This window comes from Candidatus Zixiibacteriota bacterium (assembly GCA_036397555.1).
In the GTDB taxonomy this organism is placed as follows: Bacteria; Zixibacteria; MSB-5A5; order WJJR01; family WJJR01; genus DATKYL01.
On record DASWIS010000031.1, the window covers coordinates 88,147 to 106,870 of the forward strand.

Annotated in this window: 18 protein-coding genes; 16 read left to right on the forward strand and 2 right to left on the reverse strand. The window is 60.8% G+C overall.

What is annotated here, in order from left to right:
* The first annotated feature begins 12 nt into the window (after window positions 1–12).
* From lpxA to atpC, 16 genes are all read left to right on the forward strand, one after another.
* Window positions 13–834, forward strand: coding sequence for an acyl-ACP--UDP-N-acetylglucosamine O-acyltransferase (gene lpxA / locus VGB22_09780; GenBank protein ID HEX9751558.1), 822 nt, complete (start codon window positions 13–15; stop codon window positions 832–834).
* Window positions 834–1,979 (forward strand): lipid-A-disaccharide synthase, encoded by a 1,146-nt coding sequence (gene lpxB / locus VGB22_09785; GenBank protein ID HEX9751559.1) that lies wholly within the window; start codon window positions 834–836, stop codon window positions 1,977–1,979. Before lpxA ends, lpxB begins: the two co-directional genes overlap by 1 nt.
* On the forward strand, window positions 1,942–3,432 hold the full coding sequence (locus VGB22_09790) for a glycosyltransferase N-terminal domain-containing protein (GenBank protein ID HEX9751560.1): 1,491 nt from the start codon (window positions 1,942–1,944) through the stop codon (window positions 3,430–3,432). The genes lpxB and VGB22_09790 overlap by 38 nt, the downstream gene beginning before the upstream one ends.
* On the forward strand, window positions 3,351–4,508 hold the full coding sequence (lpxK, locus tag VGB22_09795; GenBank protein ID HEX9751561.1) for a tetraacyldisaccharide 4'-kinase: 1,158 nt from the start codon (window positions 3,351–3,353) through the stop codon (window positions 4,506–4,508). The genes VGB22_09790 and lpxK overlap by 82 nt, the downstream gene beginning before the upstream one ends.
* Window positions 4,505–6,130: an L-aspartate oxidase gene (nadB, locus tag VGB22_09800; GenBank protein HEX9751562.1), complete on the forward strand. Its 1,626-nt coding sequence runs from the start codon at window positions 4,505–4,507 to the stop codon at window positions 6,128–6,130. The genes lpxK and nadB overlap by 4 nt, the downstream gene beginning before the upstream one ends.
* Window positions 6,130–7,674, forward strand: a complete 1,545-nt coding sequence (gene guaA, locus VGB22_09805; GenBank protein ID HEX9751563.1) for a glutamine-hydrolyzing GMP synthase — start codon at window positions 6,130–6,132, stop codon at window positions 7,672–7,674. Before nadB ends, guaA begins: the two co-directional genes overlap by 1 nt.
* A 145-nt stretch (window positions 7,675–7,819) precedes the next feature.
* Window positions 7,820–8,062, forward strand: coding sequence for an AtpZ/AtpI family protein (locus VGB22_09810; GenBank protein HEX9751564.1), 243 nt, complete (start codon window positions 7,820–7,822; stop codon window positions 8,060–8,062).
* Window positions 8,063–8,074: 12 nt separating this feature from the next.
* A complete protein-coding gene (locus tag VGB22_09815) occupies window positions 8,075–8,482 on the forward strand; it encodes an ATP synthase subunit I (GenBank protein ID HEX9751565.1) in 408 nt (135 codons plus the stop codon).
* A complete protein-coding gene (gene atpB, locus VGB22_09820) occupies window positions 8,479–9,327 on the forward strand; it encodes a F0F1 ATP synthase subunit A (protein ID HEX9751566.1) in 849 nt (282 codons plus the stop codon). Before VGB22_09815 ends, atpB begins: the two co-directional genes overlap by 4 nt.
* A 53-nt stretch (window positions 9,328–9,380) precedes the next feature.
* A complete protein-coding gene (gene atpE / locus VGB22_09825; protein ID HEX9751567.1) occupies window positions 9,381–9,614 on the forward strand; it encodes an ATP synthase F0 subunit C in 234 nt (77 codons plus the stop codon).
* A 100-nt stretch (window positions 9,615–9,714) separates the two neighbouring features.
* Entirely contained in the window at window positions 9,715–10,206 is a 492-nt protein-coding gene (gene atpF / locus VGB22_09830) for a F0F1 ATP synthase subunit B (protein ID HEX9751568.1), read from the forward strand.
* A gap of 19 nt (window positions 10,207–10,225) precedes the next feature.
* Window positions 10,226–10,786, forward strand: coding sequence for an ATP synthase F1 subunit delta (gene atpH, locus VGB22_09835; protein HEX9751569.1), 561 nt, complete (start codon window positions 10,226–10,228; stop codon window positions 10,784–10,786).
* 42 nt (window positions 10,787–10,828) lie between these two features.
* Complete coding sequence (atpA, locus tag VGB22_09840) at window positions 10,829–12,340, forward strand: F0F1 ATP synthase subunit alpha (protein ID HEX9751570.1); 1,512 nt, start codon at window positions 10,829–10,831, stop codon at window positions 12,338–12,340.
* 21 nt (window positions 12,341–12,361) lie between these two features.
* On the forward strand, window positions 12,362–13,231 hold the full coding sequence (atpG, locus tag VGB22_09845) for an ATP synthase F1 subunit gamma (GenBank protein ID HEX9751571.1): 870 nt from the start codon (window positions 12,362–12,364) through the stop codon (window positions 13,229–13,231).
* Window positions 13,232–13,274: 43 nt separating this feature from the next.
* Entirely contained in the window at window positions 13,275–14,687 is a 1,413-nt protein-coding gene (gene atpD, locus VGB22_09850) for a F0F1 ATP synthase subunit beta (protein ID HEX9751572.1), read from the forward strand.
* Window positions 14,688–14,916: 229 nt separating this feature from the next.
* Entirely contained in the window at window positions 14,917–15,369 is a 453-nt protein-coding gene (gene atpC / locus VGB22_09855) for an ATP synthase F1 subunit epsilon (protein ID HEX9751573.1), read from the forward strand.
* 988 nt (window positions 15,370–16,357) lie between these two features.
* On the opposite strand, the gene VGB22_09860 is transcribed toward atpC, so the two are convergent.
* Both VGB22_09860 and gdhA read right to left on the reverse strand, forming a co-directional pair.
* Window positions 16,358–16,972, reverse strand: a complete 615-nt coding sequence (locus tag VGB22_09860; GenBank protein ID HEX9751574.1) for a hypothetical protein — start codon at window positions 16,970–16,972, stop codon at window positions 16,358–16,360.
* Window positions 16,973–17,153: 181 nt separating this feature from the next.
* The gene (gdhA, locus tag VGB22_09865; GenBank protein HEX9751575.1) at window positions 17,154–18,515 is read right to left on the reverse strand and encodes an NADP-specific glutamate dehydrogenase; all 1,362 of its coding nucleotides are present in this window, start codon (window positions 18,513–18,515) and stop codon (window positions 17,154–17,156) included.
* Between the last annotated feature and the right edge of the window lie 209 nt (window positions 18,516–18,724).

Genomic DNA, 18,724 nt, shown 5'->3' on the forward strand with positions numbered 1-18,724 from the left:
GGGGCCGACGACGTGAACACGCAGGCCACGACCATGACCGATCCCGGCGTTCGGCGGACCCAGACCGTAGTCCACCCGACTGCGATCGTCGATCCGCGCGCGCGCCTCGACATCGGCGTAACGGTCGAGCCCTATGCGATCATCGAAGGGGATGTGAGCATTGCCTCCGGGACTGTCATCGGTTCGCACTCCCGCATCGGCCCCGGAACGCACATCGGGCACGATGTCCGCATCTCGCACGGCGCCGTCGTCGGAACTGAGCCGCAGGACTTGAAATACGCCGGCGAGCCGACCGCGACACACATTGGCGACCGCACCATCATCCGCGAATGCGCCACGGTGCACCGGGGCACGGCCAAGACCGGCCGGACCATTGTCGGCGCCGACTGCATGATTATGGCGTATGCCCATGTCGCGCACGACAACACGCTCGGCCATCATGTCATCCTCGCCAACACGGTCCAGTTGGGCGGGCATGTCACGCTCGGCGATTGGGTGGTGATCGGCGGCGGCACGGTCGTCCATCAATTCACGCTGATCGGCCCCCATGCCATGGTCGGCGGCGGTTTTCGCGTAACTCAGGATATCATGCCGTATGTCGTTGTCGGCGGATACCCGTTGAAAACCCTGTCGCTGAACCGTGTCGGACTCCAACGTCGCGGATTCGCTCCGGACAAGATCGCCGAGCTGTCGCGCGCGTTTCGTATTGTCTTTCGTTCCAAACTTAATTTTTCACAGGCCGCCGACGAGCTGCAACGCGCCATGCCCGACAGTGCCGTAGCACAACAGATGCGGGCATTCATCCTGCAATCCGAGCGCGGTCTTGTCCGCTGATGCCTGACACCTCATTGTGTGTCGTGGCCGGAGAACCATCCGGCGATCTGCACGGCGCGCGTCTGATCACCACAATCAAGCAGCGTCATCCCGATTGGCGCATCTGGGGAGTCGGCTCCGCGCAGATGGCGGCCGCCGGATGTGAACTGTGGCAGGACGCCCGCGACTGGGGGCTCTCGGGGATCGTCGATGTCGTCCTGTCGCTCCCGCGCGTTCTGCGACGGTTGAGTCGATTGACCGATGCCATCGTCGAACGCAAACCGACCGGCGTTGTCCTGATCGACTATCCCGGATTCAATCTGCGCCTGGCCAAACGCATCCACGCGCACGGGGCGCGGGTACTCTATTACATCGTGCCGCAATTGTGGGCTTGGGGGCCGAATCGGATCAAGGTCTTTCAGGACTGCATCGACCGCGCGATCGTGGCATTCGGGTTTGAGCAGGAATACTTTCGGACGCACCATGTTACGGCCGATTGGGTCGGACATCCGTTGACCGACGTTGTGGCGGCCTCGGCCCCGCGTGAGATTGTGCGTCAACGGCTGAGGGTAGGCGCAGACGAACCACTCGTTACACTGCTACCGGGGGCGCGGCACGCCGAATTTCGATCACACTGGGATTTGTTCCGAACGGCGGCCCAGCTCATTGCCGCGTCTGTGCCACGCGCCCGCATCGCGCTGGGACTGGCGCCGACCATTGCGGATCGGAACACGGTCGGAGACTTTGAAGACGGGATAATCGTCTCGTCCGATGTGTACGATTTGATCGCTGCGGCGGATCTGGTCATCACCAAACCGGGCACTGCCACGGTCGAATGCGCGCTGTTGAATACGCCGATGATCTCGGTATATCGCACCGGTTCGCTCAACTACGCCATCGCCCGCCGTCTGGTCCGGATCGATCAGATGGCGATGCCGAATATTCTCCTGAAGCGCACGGTCGTGCCCGAGTTTCTCCAGAACGATGCGACCCCCGAAGGCATTGCGGCGTCGGCCCGTCAACTGCTCAACGACAAAGCCGCGCGGTCGCGGCAGTTGGCCGCCCTATCCGAGGTTCGCGACGCGCTCGGGTCACAGGGAGCGGTGGCGCGTGCCGCCGGGATCGTCGATGAATGGATTGGGGAACTGCGAGGGTCCCTCGGGTGAGTTTGTCGATCCTGAAGCGTCGTTGGGGATCGTCTGTCAGCCGATATATATTCGGAATGTGACCAGCGAACGGGACACCATGCACGGGCCGGAGTCAGATCATGGCCGCAGTAATCGGCGCGGGCATCGCCCGTCTTTTTGGGCACGGCGTCTCACCGATTTGTACTCGGTCGGCGCATCCGGCGTGGCACGCGCCGGAAGTTGGTGGCAGAAGCGTGCCAATCGCTGGAATGACGAGGGCATCGCCCAGCGTCGCGGCGAACAATTGCCTGCCCCTCCCCCCGGACGTCCGATTTGGATTCATGCCGCCTCCGTCGGCGAGGTCCGCATCGGCGGATACTTCGCCGGGGCGCTGCGCGCGCGGGGTCACACGGTCATCGCCTCGGCGATGACCGAGACCGGGCTGCGTTTGTGCGCGGATGTCTATCCCCAGGACACCGTTTGCTTCCGCGTTCCCTTCGATCTGCCGCAGGCGATGGAGAAAGTCTTCTCGCACTTCGATCCGCGCGCCGTCGTGCTGGTCGAGACCGAGTGGTGGCCGAACTTTCTGACCGCTGCGGCCGACCATGATGTCCCGGTATTCGTTGTCAACGGACGCGTCTCCTCCGGCGCATTCGCCCGCTATCGGATCGGCGCTGCGTATTGGCGATCGCTGTTGCGTTGCGTGCGATTCTTCTTTATGCGAGCCGAGGACGACGCGCACCGAGTGTTGGCGCTCGGTGTCGAGCCGTGGCGGGTGCGCGCGGCCGGATCGCTGAAGCTGCCGCCCGAGGTCGATCGGAAAATGCCATCGGGCACGCCGGTGCGGGCCACTGGACCTGTCTGGATCGCCGGATGCACTCGTCCCGGCGAGGAGAAAATAATCCTGTCGGCTTTCCGACAATTGCGCCGGGAGTATGCCGGGTTGCGGCTCTGGCTGGCGCCGCGTCACCCCGAACGATTCGACAAAGTCGAACGGCAGATCCGTCGGGGGGGCTGGGAGCCGTCGCGCTGGTCGCGGTTGCGCGAGTCGGCATCGGTCAGTTCCGACGTTCTCCTGATCGATCAGATAGGTGCCCTTGCGGGGCTGTACCAACATGCCGATGTGGCCTTCGTCGGTGGGAGCTTGCGTCCGTTTGGCGGGCACAATCCACTGGAAGCCGCCGCCGCTGGAGTCCCGGTCGTGTTCGGTCCGTTCATGGAGAAGCAGTCAGAAGAGGCCCAACTCCTGCTGGAAATGGGCATGGCGCGACGGGTAGACGATCCGTCTCTGTTGCGTTCCGCCATCGCAACGATACTGCGCAATCCGCCCGACGCGGCGACGCGCCAGACACGGTCGGCCGAGTTGCGCGATCGTCTCGTCGGCATCCGGGAGGAGATTGCCGACGATCTGTGTGCGATGCTGCTGTCGCTGGAATCGCGCGCCGATGGTCCTCAGGCGGCTGTGCCGCATGCGGAGCCAGCCAAACATTGATACGGTTGCTCAAACAAGCGTATCAGGATTGGTCCCTTGGCCGGCGTTCGCCCGGCCTGTTTTGTTATGGGGCACTCGCCAAACCCGCCGCGTGGGTATATCAAGCGGCGAACTCGTTGGAACAGCGACGACGGGCGCGCGTGCTCCCGCCGCTGGCCAACGCAAGCTTGATCGTCGTTTCCTCCCCGACAGTTGGGGGCGCCGGCAAAACGCCCCTGACCGCTCACATTGTCTCAAAACTGAGAAGTCAGGGCATCGACACCGCGATTGTCACCAGGGGATACGGACGCCGCGCGCACGGCACTTTTAGTCTCGATGACGAGCACGACGCCACTGCCGATCAGATCGGTGATGAAGCGTTAATGTTGCGACAGCAAACCGGGGCCGTCGTCGTCGTCGGCAAGGACCCGGCGCAAGTCATTGACGAGCTGGATCGGTCCGGCCGGTTTGGCGCGATCGTCCTTGACGACGGCGTCTCAACGCAATGGCAGAACGAATTCCGCATCGTCTGTCTTGCCGCCGCCGACTGCGAACATCCGGTCCGGTATCTTCCCGATGGCCGCTGGCGAGTATCGCCGCACTCGATCCGGCACGCCACAGCGGTGATCGTGACCACCGATGGCGACATTTCGCACAATGTGCAAAAAATCCATCGGGAACGGCTGGGCACATGGGGGTATCGTGGTCCGATCGCGTGGTTTCGGCGTGTCACTGACGGAATCGTCGCCGTTGACGGGGCCACAGTCGGGGCGAAGTCCGTTCCGCCGCACGGCAGGCCGCTGGTCTTCTGCGGGATTGCCGTCCCACAACGCTTCTTCGAGCAGGTGTGCGCCTGGGGTGTGATACCCGCAGGCACCGTCTCCTTCCCCGATCACCATCGTTACACCGGACGCGGCATCGAGAGATTGTTTCACCGGGCGGGAAACATCGGCGCGGATTATCTGTTGACCACGCACAAGGATGCCGTTAAGATCGCCGGCTCCCGGCTGCGGGGACTGCCGCTCTATGTCCTCGCTACGCGACTTGAGTTCATTGCCGGGGACGACTTTTTCGAAGCCTGGCAACTGCCGTCATGAGTCAGCGTCGCTTTCGACTGTCACACATCGAAGAGCACGACTGCGACTTCCTGGTGATCGGCTCGGGGATTGCCGGACTGTGGACCGCGCTGTGCCTGGCGCCGCACGGAAATGTCCTGATCGTCACGAAGAAGGACGAAGTTGAATCGAATACCAATTACGCGCAGGGCGGCATCGCGGCGGTGGTCTCGAGTCTGGATTCGATCGCACAGCACGTCGAGGACACGTTGACCGCCGGGGCGGGGTTGTGCAAGCCGCGCGTCGTTCGTCATGTCGTTACCGAAGCACCCGCCATGATTCGGGCGCTGATCGATGTGGGCGTGCAGTTTTCCTTTCGACGCGCCCGCCGCTCTCTGAACAATCTCGACGTCGGGCTGGAGGGCGGACACTCGGCGGCGCGGGTTGTGCACGCTTCCGATCTGACCGGCCGCGAGATCGAAGCCGCGCTCTTGCGCGCGCTGCGGAGCCAGAAATCGGTGATTCTTCTCGAGCATCACATTGCGATCGACCTGCTGACTCACAATCGCGGTTCGGCGCGTCGTTGTGTCGGCGCGATGATCTTCGACCGTCAACGCCGTGTACTCATGCGCGCCTCATCGCCGGCGACCGTGCTGGCCACCGGTGGCGCCGGGCAGGTCTATCGGTTCACGACCAATCCGCGCATCGCGACCGGCGATGGGGTGGCGATGGCCTTCCGCGCCGGCTGCCGGGTCGCCAATATGGAGTTTGTCCAATTCCACCCCACGCGGCTGCACGTTCCCGGCTCGGGACGTTTCCTCATCTCCGAAGCGCTGCGCGGGGCAGGGGGGATTCTGCGCAACCGTCGCGGCGAGGCATTCATGGAGCATGTGCATCCGTTGGGCGATCTGGCGCCGCGCGACATTGTCGCCCGCGCCATCATGGCCGAATGCCGACGCACCCGTTCGCGGTGCGCCTATCTGGACATGACCCACTTGAAGGCGGGCTTCATCCGGGAGCGGTTCCCCAATATCCACCGCCGCTGCAAACAGCTCGGACTGGACATGACCAGGGAACCGATTCCGGTGCTGCCGGCGGCGCATTACATGTGCGGCGGCATCATCACCGACTTGCGGGGCCAGACCGATATTGCCGGACTCTGGGCCGCCGGCGAAGTCGCATGCACCGGACTGCACGGCGCCAATCGCTTGGCCTCCAATTCACTCCTGGAAGCGATGGTGTTCGCACAGGCGGCGTCGCTGTCGGCCATCGGAATAATCAAGCGACTCAGAAAGACTCTGCCCCGCGCACCCCGGGATGTATCAGGGATGCGCATCGGTCACCGGTCTGGATCAAGCCGCGCCTGGACGGCACTGCGTCTGTTGATGTGGGATCGGGTCGGCATTCTGCGCGACGGGCAAGGGCTCACGTCGGCGGTTGCGACATTGCGACAACTCCGGAGCCGACTGGACTCTCAGATTCGACGAGAGGGGTTCAACGCCGACGCGCTGGAACTGCGTAATGCCATGCTTGTCAGCATGCTCATCGCCGCCAGCGCCCTGAAACGGCGCGAATCGCGCGGGCTGCACGAACGGCTCGACTTCCCGCAAACCGATGACGATAATTGGCGACACGACACGATCCTGAAGGGACCGCGCATTTGATGTCAGCAAGCCGATCAGAGGCCATCTGGATTCTCGACTTCGGGTCGCAGTACACGCAGTTGATCGCACGGCGCATCCGTGAGCTGGGGGTCTTCTCGCGCGTCGTCGGGCCCGACATCAGGCCCGAGGCCATCGATTGGAACGAGGCCCGGGGGTTGATCTTCTCCGGCGGCCCGGCATCGGCCAACGATCCCGGAGCGCCGACATGCGATCCGTCGTTATTCGGGAAAGACTGTCCCAAGCTCGGCATCTGCTACGGACTACAACTGTATGCCATCAGCCATGGGGGCCGATTGGCCGAGTCGACGCGACGTGAGTACGGGCGTGCGGTCATGACGCGTCAGGGCGACGACGCCCTCTGGGATGGACTGCCGCGACAGTTCAACGTTTGGATGAGCCACGGTGATTCGGTCGCGACACTACCTCCGGGCATGAAAGCCATCGGACAGACCGATGCGGTGCCGTTGGCGGCGATGTCGGATGCGTCGCGCCGCTTCTGGGGGATTCAATTCCATCCCGAAGTCGAGCACACTGAGCATGGCCGCGAGATTCTCCGGGCCTTCGTCTACGATATCTGCCATTGCCAGGGCGGATGGGATGCCGGCGTGTTTACCGAGCAGGCAATCACCGAAGTCCGACAGCAGGTCGGCGACGGCCACGTACTGCTTGGTGTCTCCGGCGGGGTCGATTCCGCTGTCCTGGCCGTCCTGCTCAAGCGCGCCATCGGCACGCGCTCCCATCCGGTCTTCGTCGACACCGGACTGCTGCGCGACGACGAGGCGACTGAGGTCACCGATGCGCTGCGTTCGGCGGGCGTCGAGATTCGACCTGTTGATGCCGGGCAACGCTTCCTGTCGGCTCTCGCGGGCGTTACCGATCCCGAGCTGAAGCGCAAGGCCATCGGTCGCGTCTTCATTGAAGTCTTCGAAGAAGAAGCCAAACGCATCGGCCCAATCGACTTTCTGGCGCAGGGAACGCTTTATCCCGATTGGATCGAGAGCGTTTCAGTTGCGGGGCCATCGGCGGTCATCAAGTCGCACCACAACGTCGGCGGCTTGCCGGATCGCATGCACTTGAAACTGGTCGAACCGCTCAAATGGCTCTTCAAGGACGAGGTCCGCGCTGTCGGACGTACCCTCGGTCTTCCGGCGCCCGTCCTCGGACGGCACCCCTTTCCCGGACCCGGTTTGGCGGTCCGCATCCCTGGGTCGATCACCTCTCCCGATCTGGCGCTATTGCGCGCCGCCGACCGCATCTTCATTGCCGAACTGCGGAACTCGGGATGGTACGACAAGGTCTGGCAGGCGTTTTGTGTCCTGCTCCCGGTGCACTCCGTGGGTGTCATGGGCGACCACCGCACCTATGAGAAGTCGCTGGCGCTGCGCGCGGTCACATCCGCCGATGGTATGACCGCTGACTGGGCCGAGCTGCCGTACGAGCTGCTCAAGCGTGTCTCGAATCGGATCATCAACGAGGTTCCCGGCATCAATCGCGTCTGTTACGACATTTCCTCCAAACCCCCGGCGACCATCGAATGGGAGTAGGGCATCGTGTGTCCCTGTCAGCACGGGGAGAATCGGCTTGACTTCACCTTTCTGAGATTTTGATATTGGCGGTCCGCTTCGAGCCGCTTGCAGGTTCTGCGACAAAGAGTTGCATGGCTTGGGGCGTACCGGATCGGTGTGATTCATGGGCCGACCGAACAGTTCGGAGACGGGTCGGTGGCTGCGGCCGATCGGGCTGTTGACCGCGATCCCGTTTGTATTACTGGTCGGACCGCTGATCGGCTACTACCTCGGCGACTGGCTCGACCGCCGATACGGCACTGAGCCGTGGCTGATGGTGATCTTCATCGTGTTGGGATTTACAGCTTCCGGGCGTGAGGTTTACAAGTTGATCAAAAGTGCCGCGCGCGATACAAACGGCAACTGACAGCCCCATCTCATGGGACTTGACTTCCTCTCACGCGTGCAACGAACGACGCTGATTCTCAGCGCGATCGTCTTCGTCTTTGTCGCCGTCTACCACGAGACGATGTTTGCGCTCGGATACTTGATCGGTGCGACGTGGAGCGTGGCCAATTTCTGGATGCTGGGACGCCTGATTCGTTCCGTGTTGACACCGCAGGAGGTCGCACCCCGCCTCACCGCCGCATTCGCTGCGGTCAAATTCCCAGTTCTGTATGTGGGCGGCTACCTTCTGCTCCGGTCCGAATGGTTCTCTCCCGTGGCGCTGCTTTCGGGATTTGCAACGCTTTTTCTTGTGGTGCTGCTCAAAGCTCTCGGGCGTGCATTCCTTCATCTTGATGATCAAGCGTCTGAATCCTCTTCCGTTTGCTCGCGGACTCAATGACACAACTGTTTCATTCCATCTGGGTCCCTCTGGCAACGGTGGCTTCGTCTGGCGATGGCCATGAGCCGGCGGCATCATCCGGCGCCCCGGAACTCCCGAACATCATCACGATCCTTTCGGGGTACTTTCCAGGTCAAACGTGGGCGGAGTTTCTTCACCACTGGGAGAACGTGATCTACGCGTTTATCGTGGCCATCGGACTGTCGCTGGTGTCGTATTTTGCGACCCGTCGCGCGACAATGATGCCGGGCCGTCTGCAAAACCTGCTGGAGATGGCGGTGGAGGGGCTGGACAACTTCATCGGCGGGATTCTTGGCCCGCACGGGCGACGTTTCACCCCGTTTCTCGGCACATTATTTCTCTACATCTGGTGCATGAACCTGTTCGGGTTGATCCCCGGCATGATGTCGCCGACCGGCGGAAAGAATGGAATCAACACCACCATCGCGCTGGCGGTGTGCGTGTTCTTTTATGTGCAGTATGCCGGAATCCGCCACATGGGTGTCTGGGGATACATCGACCACATGATGGGAACACCGCGCAGCGTCATCCAGTGGGTTCTGGTGCCGCTGAACCTGCCAATCCACCTGATCGGCGAGTTGGCCAAGCCCATGTCGCTGTCGTTACGTCTGTTCGGCAACATCACCGGCGAGGACGTGCTGCTGGCGGCATTCGTCATGCTCGGGATCTCGGCGACCGCCTTCCTGCACGTCCCGGTTGGACTGCCGTTGCATTTGCCGTTCATCTTCCTGGCGCTATTGACCGGCACGATCCAGGCGCTGGTCTTCACGTTGTTGTCGACCGTTTATTTTTCGATGATGCTATCCGAACACGAGGGCCATTGATCGCGACATAAACGCAGTGGGACAAAGGAACATTTCGTAAAGGAGCAGGAGTCATGGACTTTCGTACCGCACTCTCGCTGGCGCTGCCGTTCGGACTGGCGCTGGCGGCCATCGGTTCCGGCATCGGCCTGGGCAAGGCCGTAGCCGCGGCGATGGAGGCGATGGGACGCCAGCCCGAAGCGGCCGGCAAAATCCAGACCGGCATGATCATCGGCGCAGCGCTCATCGAGGCGCTGACGATCTACGCGCTGGTGGCGTTTTTCATCTTGCAGGGACGCATCCAGTAACGACACCGCGGACGCCGCGAACTCGGAGCGCAATCCCCTGCCGAATGGGAGGGGCCGCGGCGTGCATTGCGTTTCATCGTAATGGAGGACCGGACTTGGCATGAACCCACAGTTGCAGCAAATCGCCACACATGTTGTCGGGTTTCTGATCGCATTGTGGATTCTCAGACGGTTCGCATGGAAACCGTTGCTGAATCTGCTCGAAGAACGGCGCGCGAAGATCAGGGCCGACTTCGATGCCGCCGAGGCCAAACGCAGGCAGTCAGAGAATCTCGCCGCACAATACCAACAACGGCTCGATGCCATCGAGGCCGAGGCCCGTCAGAAGATTCAGGAGGCGGTCAACGAGGGTCGCCAGGTCGCCTCGGAACTGCGCGAGGAAGCCCGCGGCGAGGCCAAACGCATCATCGATAAGGCGCGCGCCGATCTCGATCGCGATCTCGCCAAGGCCCAGGTCGCGCTCAAGGAGCGCATGGTCGGCATGACGTTGTCGGCGACCGAGCGCATCCTCCGTCAGACGCTCGATCAGGAGGGACACCGGCGCCTGATTGCGGGTTTCATCGATGAATTGGAGCAGTCACAGACACGCTGACAGGGGTAGTTGACGGATCATGACGGATGATACCCGCGTCGCTCGAAAGTACGCCACCGCGCTTTTTGATCTGGCAAATCGTCAGGGACAGTTGCGTCCCGTTTGGGGTGACCTCTCTGCGCTGGCGGCGGCCATCGAACAGGAGAGACGGCTGCTGCCGGTACTCTCCTCGCCCCAGTTGTCGCCGGAGCAGAAGAAAGAGTTGCTCGCCCGCGCCCTGGGTGCATCGGCGCACGCGTTGGTGAGGAACTTCCTGAATTTCTTAATCGACAAAGGCCGCACTTCGGCGTTGTTGCGTATGATCCAAATCTATCGCGAGCTCCTCGACGAAATCGAAGGGATCGTGCGCGCGACGATCACCACGGCGGTTCCGCTGCCGGATGCCGAACGCGATCAGATCATCACACGGCTGGAGAAGTTATCGGGCAAGTCCGTGCAATCCCACACGCTCGTCGACCCCGCGTTGTTGGGCGGCGTGGTTGTTCTCATGGGCGGCGAGATGATCGATCATACGGTACGTCATGATTTGGAGCGATTGCGCGAAACACTGTCGGCCGTCAAAGTGCATCATGCCGCATAGAATGTCCGAGTATCGAAAAGACATATTGGAGAGTAGTCACTCATGGCACTGAAACCTGAAGAAGTCTCCTCGGTCATCGCGCAGGAGATCGACAAATACGAAAGCAAGCTCGACATGGAGTCGGTTGGCACCGTGCTGCAGGTCGGCGACGGCATCGCCCGCGTCTGGGGACTCGAAGACGCGATGATGTCCGAGCTGGTTGTCTTCCCCGGCGACATCATGGGGATGATCCTCAACCTCGAGGAAGACAACGTCGGCTGCGCCATCTTCGGCACCGACCGCATGATCAAAGAGGGCGACACCGTCCGTCGCACCGGCAAAGTCGCACAGGTCCCGGTCGGCGATGCACTCATCGGCCGCGTGGTCAATCCGCTGGGACAGCCGCTCGACGGTGCCGGGCCCGTTGTCACCGACAAGTTCCGCCCGCTCGAGGGCAATGCCCCTTCGGTGATCGACCGCCAGCCGGTCAAAGAGCCGGTGCAGACCGGGCTGAAGGCGATCGATTCGATGATTCCGATCGGACGCGGCCAGCGCGAACTGATCATCGGCGACCGACAGACCGGCAAGACCGCCATCGCCATCGACACGATCATCAATCAAAAAGGCACCGACTTGCACTGCATCTACGTGGCGATCGGCCAGAAGGCCTCGACTGTCGCACAGGTGGTCGAAGTGCTCAAGAAACACGGCGCCATGGAATACACGACCGTGGTCGTCGCCTCCGCGACCGATCCGGCGCCGCTGCAATTCATCGCGCCGTATGCCGGTGTGACGATGGGTGAGGAGTTCTTGCACTCCGGACGCCATGTGGTCTGCATATACGATGACTTATCCAAGCACGCCACCGCATACCGCCAACTCGCATTGCTGCTGCGGCGTCCGCCGGGGCGCGAGGCGTTTCCCGGCGATGTCTTCTATCTGCACTCGCGCCTGTTGGAACGCGCCGCCAAGCTCTCCGACAAACTCGGCGGCGGTTCGTTGACCGCGTTGCCGATCATCGAAACGCAGGCCGGTGACGTGACCGCGTATATCCCGACCAACGTGATCTCGATCACCGATGGGCAGATTTTCCTCGAGGGCGACTTATTCTACGCCGGTATTCGCCCCGCGATCAACGTCGGAATTTCCGTGTCCCGTGTCGGCGGCAACGCGCAGACCAAGGCCATGAAAAAGATCGCCGGTTCGCTGCGGCTCGATCTGGCGCAGTATCGCGAACTGGCCGCGTTCGCACAGTTCGGTTCCGATCTCGACACCGCCACGCAGCAGCAATTGACGCGCGGCACGCGCATGGTCGAGCTGCTCAAGCAGGGACAGTATGTCCCGATGGCGGTCGAGGATCAGGTGATGGCGATCTGGGCCGGAACCAACGGCTACCTCGACAAAGTCCCTGTCGGCTCCGTACGCAAATACGAGACGGAATTCTTGGCGTTCATGCACAACGACTACCCCGACACCTGCCACGCCATCAAGACCAAGGGCCAGATGACCGACGACATCAACTCCGAGATGAAGAAAGCGTGCGACCGCTTCGCGGGTGTGTTCAAGCCCGAGTAATCGCGACGACCAAACGGACACATGCCCTCTTCACGCGACATCAAACGCCGTATTCGCTCGGTCAAATCGACCCAGCAGATCACCAAGGCGATGGAGATGGTCTCGGCGGCGAAACTGCGCAAGGCGCAGATGCGCGCCGAGCAGGCGCGTCCCTATCGCGGCAAACTCGAATTGATACTCTCGAACATCTCCGCCGCCGTCGTGCGGCCCGACCAGCCGCCGCCGCATCCGTTCTTTCAGGCGCGCACGCCGGTGAAGAAGTCGACTCTGATCCTGGTCACCGCGGACCGCGGCCTCTGCGGATCGTTCAACGCATATTTGATCCGTCGCGCGCTCGTGTTTCTGAAGGATTACAATCCTGCGAATGTCGAACTGATTTGCATCGGCAAACGCGGCTATGACTGGTTTCGCAAGCGCCAATGGCCGATTGCCGCGAAACATCTCGATTTCGGCGGCACCATCGGGTTCGCGCGCGTACGCGCCATCGCCGCTGACCTGACCGCACGGTTCCGCTCCGGCGAGACCGACGAAGTCCATCTGATCTATACACGTTTCATCACGACGGCGCGCAGCTCTGTCACACAGTCGCAGTATCTTCCGATCAAGCCGCACGAGGGCCGCGCAGACAAAAGCAGCGACTACATCTTCGAGCCCGCGCCCGCGGCGATCTTTGCCGACCTGATGCCGCGTTATGCGACGACTCTCCTGCAATCAGCGCTGGCCGAATCATTCGCGTCCGAACACGCGGCGCGCATGATGGCCATGGGCGCCGCGACCAGTGCGGCAGGGGATATGATCGATACGTTGACGTTGCAGTACAACAAAGCCCGGCAGGCCGCCATTACCAAGGAACTGCTCGACATCGTCGGCGGCGCCGAGGCGCTCAGATAATCGAATCGTCCGTTAAACTATCTCATCGCGCTAAGGACAGGCAATGGCCGACCAAAACTGGGGCAAAGTCGTTCAGGTGATCGGGCCGACGGTCGACTGTGAGTTCGACTCCGACCGTCTGCCGAACATTCTCAACGCGATCACGATCGAAAAGAAAGAATCCGGGACCAAGCTGACTGTCGAGGTGGCCGCGCACATCGGCGACAATGTCGTCCGTTGCATCGCGCTCGCTTCCACCGATGGTCTCGTGCGCGGCATGCCCGCGCTCGACACCGGCGGCCCGATTACCGTTCCGGTGGGGACCATCTGCCTGGGACGGGTCTTCAATCTGCTGGGCCATCCGATTGACGGCAAGGGCGACATGGACAATGGCGTCCAGCGCCATCCGATCCATCGTCCCTCGCCGACCTTCGCCGATCAGGCGACTGAGACCGAGATCTTCGAAACCGGAATCAAAGTCATCGACTTGCTCGAGCCATATCCCAAGGGCGGCAAAGTCGGACTATTCGGCGGCGCCGGTGTCGGCAAGACCGTCATCATTCAGGAATTGATCCGCAACATCGCCACCGAGCACGGCGGGTATTCGGTCTTTTGCGGTGTCGGCGAACGCACTCGCGAGGGCAACGACCTCTATTTGGAAATGACCGAGTCGGGTGTCATCAAGAAAACCGTGATGGTGTTTGGCCAGATGAACGAGCCCCCCGGCGCGCGTCTGCGGGTCGGTCTCACCGGATTGACGATGGCCGAATACTTCCGTGATGAAGAGCACCAGGACGTGCTGATCTTCATCGACAACATCTTCCGTTTCGTGCAGGCGGGTTCGGAGGTTTCGGCGTTGTTGGGGCGCATGCCCTCGGCGGTCGGATACCAGCCGACGCTCGGTACCGAGATGGGCGCGTTGCAGGAACGGATCACATCCACCAAGGCCGGCTCGATCACTTCGGTGCAGGCGATCTATGTTCCCGCCGACGACCTGACCGACCCCGCTCCGGCGACCACGTTTTCGCACCTTGATGCCACGACCGTGCTGTCCCGTCAAATCGCCGAACTCGGATTGTACCCGGCGGTCGATCCGCTCGACTCGACATCGCGCATTCTCGACCCGAACATCGTCGGCGCCGAGCACTATCGTGTCGCGCGCGGCGTGCAACTGATCCTGCAACGCTACAAGGACCTGCAGGACATCATCGCCATTCTGGGAATCGAAGAGCTGTCCGAAGAGGACAAGCTGACTGTTTCGCGTGCCCGCAAAATTCAGCGATTCCTCTCGCAACCGTTCTTCGTCGCCGAGGCGTTTACCGGCAAGGAAGGACGCTATGTCAAACTCGAGGACACGGTGAAGGCATTCGGCGAAATCATCGGCGGCAAATACGACGACATCCCCGAGCAGGCGTTCTACATGAAGGGCACGATGGAAGAGGTGCTCGAGGATGCGCGGAAACGGGCGCAGGCGTGACGAAGTCAGTGTGTGGCCCGGACCTTATTCACCTCAAGAGTTGGTCCGGGTTTCACACCTACCAGTGTGTGTCATGCTGAGCCGTATCTCGCCTCGGGCGGGATACAGGCGAAGCATCTGCTCTTCGAATTGCCGGCGATATGGAACCCACTCCTGAGACACAAAGCAGATTCTTCGGCCCTCGCGTTGCTCGGGACTCAGAATGACAGGTAACCGCCGAGTTTAGCACATGACCGAGTTCCAACTCTCCATCGTGACACCCGAAAAGACGATCTTCGATCAGAACGTCGTCTCGCTGATCGTGCCTGCCGCCGAGGGATACCTCGGCGTCATGGCGCATCATGCCCCGCTCATCACCACATTGCAGCCGGGCAAGATCACGATCACTCTTTCAACTCGTGCCGAAGGTCACGATTCAGGTGTCGAGCTGCTGCTGGCAATTTCCGGCGGATTCCTCGAAGTCGCCGACAACCGCGCCACAATCCTTGCCGACACTGCCGAACAAGCGACTCAGATCGACCGCGAACGCGCCCTGCAATCGCTCGAGCGCGCGCGCAATCGTGTCCACGAAGCCCGCACCGGCAACGGCGACTGGGATTTGGACCGCGCGCTCGGCGCACTCCACCGCGCCGAAAACCGCGTTCGTGTTGCGGATGCGTCGCTCGCCGAAGTCGAACGGTAGGGTGGGCTCTGCCCACCATTCTGCCGCAAGTGCAGCAACGCATGTGCCACTGACCCCTGTGCCCCGAAGGGGTATGGTCAGTGGCCTTGAAAGACACCAATGACTAAAATCAGTGGCACACAAGAACGATTCGCTCGGTGGTCCACAGCTTACTGCGGGATGGCCGGACTCGCGAATTGAATCTCTCCCAGAGCAGAACTGTGGGGCACCGGTGCGAGCGATCTTGATTTGTGACTGTTACGTCTCAATCAGTCTTGTTATACATCTCTACTGCTGTGACATGGCGATCATAGGAAGATCTCAGCCGCGATACTTCCTGACTGAAGGTAATCAGATTACCTCTTGGTCGTTGAATCAGATTGAACATTTCCTTCTGATCGAGGTACGCCCCCTCTAGTTCGCTTGTGACGGTCTTAGAGCATCTTCTGCCATCTCTGAATTTTCCTATATGGATTGGGATTGTATCAAGTATACCCCCGATCGCGTTCAATACCGAATCGGGTGTGAGTTTTCTATAGTCTTGAGAAAACCACGAAGGGCCGTATTCTGACCAAATGTAGAGATACCCCGATAAGACCGTTGATTGGATGATGTCTACCATTTGCAGATCCGTGGTGACGATGAGACACCAATTCTCGCATGAAAGAGAATCGCCCCGTCGTAAAAGCTCCTTTACGCTCTCATCGGCGGATGCCCGGATCGGTAAACTTGCCAAACAGCTAATGACCAGCGGGATGAGTAATTTGTACTTCATGGGGTGGGTCCTTCCTGAGGGTTCTACTTTCTAATTAGTATGCCACTCATGGCAGCCACTTAGCAACCGCTCTTGCCACTAATAGTCGGTAGATGACTACAGGCTCTCCGTCTTCTTTGGTCTGCCGCGTGAAACCGAAGCCGCCCAAATCACTACAGTTGAACTGTCTACTTGACGAGGAGGTTTACATAATGTACGCTAGGACCAGCCTCATTTGTCATGCGTTCACGCAAATCACCGATTCGTCAGCGCTTCTCCGATAGCCTCAATCATTCGACCGACCAGCTTGAACCAATCCCGCACTATCTCCTGATTCATCCAGATATCAGTTCCGACGCACAGATCCGGTATCCTTTTGGCCAGATCGTCGTCGACGCGACCGTCATTATGCGCAATGCAGTTGCGCAGTGCACAGAAGTTACTCAATGCATCCCTGTCCTCGTCGGAGAGAACCTGGGGCTGTACGCCGACGCTATGTAATAGATCGTCCGCGGATTTCCAATTCGGCTTTTCCGCTCCCGGGATACGTTTTGCTTGCGCTTCCACAAGACCCTTCAACCGAAGGAAGAAAGCGTCGCACACCTCTCGCTCTACTCGTTCGAAGTCTGAGTCCGACTCGAAGCACACATGTCCGAACCAGAAAGTGTATTGCTTGGGAGGCTGCTCTTTCAGCGGCATCAGCGCGATTTCGAAAGCTACAAGTGCCACCTCCAAGAGACGATGGCTTTCGCGCGACCATTCAGCTACCTCCTCAGACGGTCTTGCCAATGTCTCCCCCAGTTCCTTCTGAGTTCTTTCCGCTGCCCCATCGGCCGGCTGCCCGTGTACGAGTTGTTGTGTGCCCGCCACATTTGTGGCGGAATATCCGTGCCTCTCGACTCCCGATGTCCGATATGGACCTGCCCCGAATCATACTCGATCAGAGGCAGGAACTCATCGGTGTTTTTGCACATCAAAAAAAGGGGAGGCCCTTCGGCCTCCCCCTTCGTTACGGCGAGATATTGTTGCAGGCTTGTCCGCCCAAGGCGGGTTAGACGATACCCTGGTCCAGCATCGCGTCGGCGACTTTGAGGAATCCGGCGATGTTGGCGCCGTTGACATAGTTCCCCGTCGTGCCATACCGATTCGAGGCGGCGACACAGGCGTCGTGGATGCTCTTCATGATGCCCAACAGCCGCTGGTCGACTTCCTCGCGTGTCCAGTTGTATCGCAGCGAGTTCTGGCTCATCTCCAGCCCGGAGACCGCCACGCCGCCGGCGTTGGCCGCCTTGCCCGGCCCGAAGAGGATGCCGGCCTCGACGAACTTGGTGATCGCCTCCGGCGTGCTCGGCATGTTCGCGCCCTCGGAGACGACGAAGACCTTGTTCTTCAGCAGATGGTCGGCATCGGCACCGTTGATTTCGTTTTGCGTCGCGCACGGGAATGCGCAGTCGGCCTTGTGCGCCCACAGCGGATTGTGATCGAGCTTCGGATCGACCGGCGTGTAGGTCGCCGAACGGTACTTCTGGGTATACTCCTGGATTCGTCCGCGACGGACATTCTTGAGCTCCTCGACAAACCGCAGCTTTTCGGCATCGATCCCCTCAGGATCGTAGATGTGCCCGCTGGAATCCGACATCGTCACGATTGTACCGCCCAACTGCGCGATTTTCTCGACCGCATACTGCGCGACATTTCCCGATCCCGACACGAGGCAGGTCTTGCCGTCGAGGGTCTGGTTGCGGGTCGCCAGCATGTTGGCCGCGAAGTAAGTGCAGCCGTACCCGGTCGCCTCCGGACGGATCAATGAACCGCCCCAGGCCAGCCCCTTGCCGGTCAAAACGCCGGTGAATTCGTTGCGGAGCTTCTTGTACTGCCCGAACAGAAAGCCGATCTCGCGTCCGCCGACGCCGATGTCGCCCGCGGGCACGTCGGTATTCGGCCCGATGTGACGGAACAGCTCGGCCATGAACGCCTGACAGAAGCGCATGACTTCGTTGTCGCTTTTCCCTTTGGGATCGAAGTCCGAGCCGCCCTTGCCGCCGCCCATCGGCAGCGTGGTCAGACTGTTCTTGAAGACCTGCTCGAAGGCGAGAAACTTCAGGATTCCCAGATTGACGGTCGGATGGAAACGCAAGCCGCCCTTATACGGCCCGATGGCGCTGTTCATCTCGATGCGAAAACCGCGGTTGACATGCACTTCACCTTTGTCATCCATCCACGGCACGCGGAACAGCAAAACCCGTTCCGGCTCGATGATGCGCTCGAGGACCTTTTTTCTGCGGTATTCCGGGTGTTTCTCAAAAACCAGCGCCAGCGACTCGGCGACTTCGTGAACGGCCTGATGGAATTCCGGTTCGGCGGGATTCTTGGCTTTGACCTGCTGCATCAGCTCGTTGACGTAGTTGGACACGCTGGTATCCCTCCGACCGGCCTGACCCTGCGTTGGTTTGCCTGCTCCGCCCGTTGTCGGCATACTCTTGGCGACGCCGGGCTCCATCAAGACTCCGGACCCATCGACTGACATGGCACAACGCTCCCTTTCCGGGTGAAATGCGGGTTCTGTCTCCCCCCAAGATTATTTGCTCGGCTGTCTGAAACTCCCGCTTGAGGAACGGGCAC

What these genes read in the sequence shown, in the direction of transcription:
- atpD (HEX9751572.1), top strand. Translation starts at nt 13,275, where the DNA reads ATGGCCGACCAAAACTGGGGCAAAGTCGTTCAGGTGATCGGGCCGACG.
- atpC (HEX9751573.1), top strand. Translation starts at nt 14,917, where the DNA reads ATGACCGAGTTCCAACTCTCCATCGTGACACCCGAAAAGACGATCTTC.
- atpE (HEX9751567.1), top strand. Translation starts at nt 9,381, where the DNA reads ATGGACTTTCGTACCGCACTCTCGCTGGCGCTGCCGTTCGGACTGGCG.
- lpxB (HEX9751559.1), top strand. Translation starts at nt 834, where the DNA reads ATGCCTGACACCTCATTGTGTGTCGTGGCCGGAGAACCATCCGGCGAT.
- VGB22_09815 (HEX9751565.1), top strand. Translation starts at nt 8,075, where the DNA reads ATGGGACTTGACTTCCTCTCACGCGTGCAACGAACGACGCTGATTCTC.
- atpA (HEX9751570.1), top strand. Translation starts at nt 10,829, where the DNA reads ATGGCACTGAAACCTGAAGAAGTCTCCTCGGTCATCGCGCAGGAGATC.
- nadB (HEX9751562.1), top strand. Translation starts at nt 4,505, where the DNA reads ATGAGTCAGCGTCGCTTTCGACTGTCACACATCGAAGAGCACGACTGC.
- VGB22_09810 (HEX9751564.1), top strand. Translation starts at nt 7,820, where the DNA reads ATGGGCCGACCGAACAGTTCGGAGACGGGTCGGTGGCTGCGGCCGATC.
- atpF (HEX9751568.1), top strand. Translation starts at nt 9,715, where the DNA reads ATGAACCCACAGTTGCAGCAAATCGCCACACATGTTGTCGGGTTTCTG.
- atpH (HEX9751569.1), top strand. Translation starts at nt 10,226, where the DNA reads ATGACGGATGATACCCGCGTCGCTCGAAAGTACGCCACCGCGCTTTTT.
- VGB22_09790 (HEX9751560.1), top strand. Translation starts at nt 1,942, where the DNA reads ATGAATGGATTGGGGAACTGCGAGGGTCCCTCGGGTGAGTTTGTCGAT.
- guaA (HEX9751563.1), top strand. Translation starts at nt 6,130, where the DNA reads ATGTCAGCAAGCCGATCAGAGGCCATCTGGATTCTCGACTTCGGGTCG.
- atpB (HEX9751566.1), top strand. Translation starts at nt 8,479, where the DNA reads ATGACACAACTGTTTCATTCCATCTGGGTCCCTCTGGCAACGGTGGCT.
- atpG (HEX9751571.1), top strand. Translation starts at nt 12,362, where the DNA reads ATGCCCTCTTCACGCGACATCAAACGCCGTATTCGCTCGGTCAAATCG.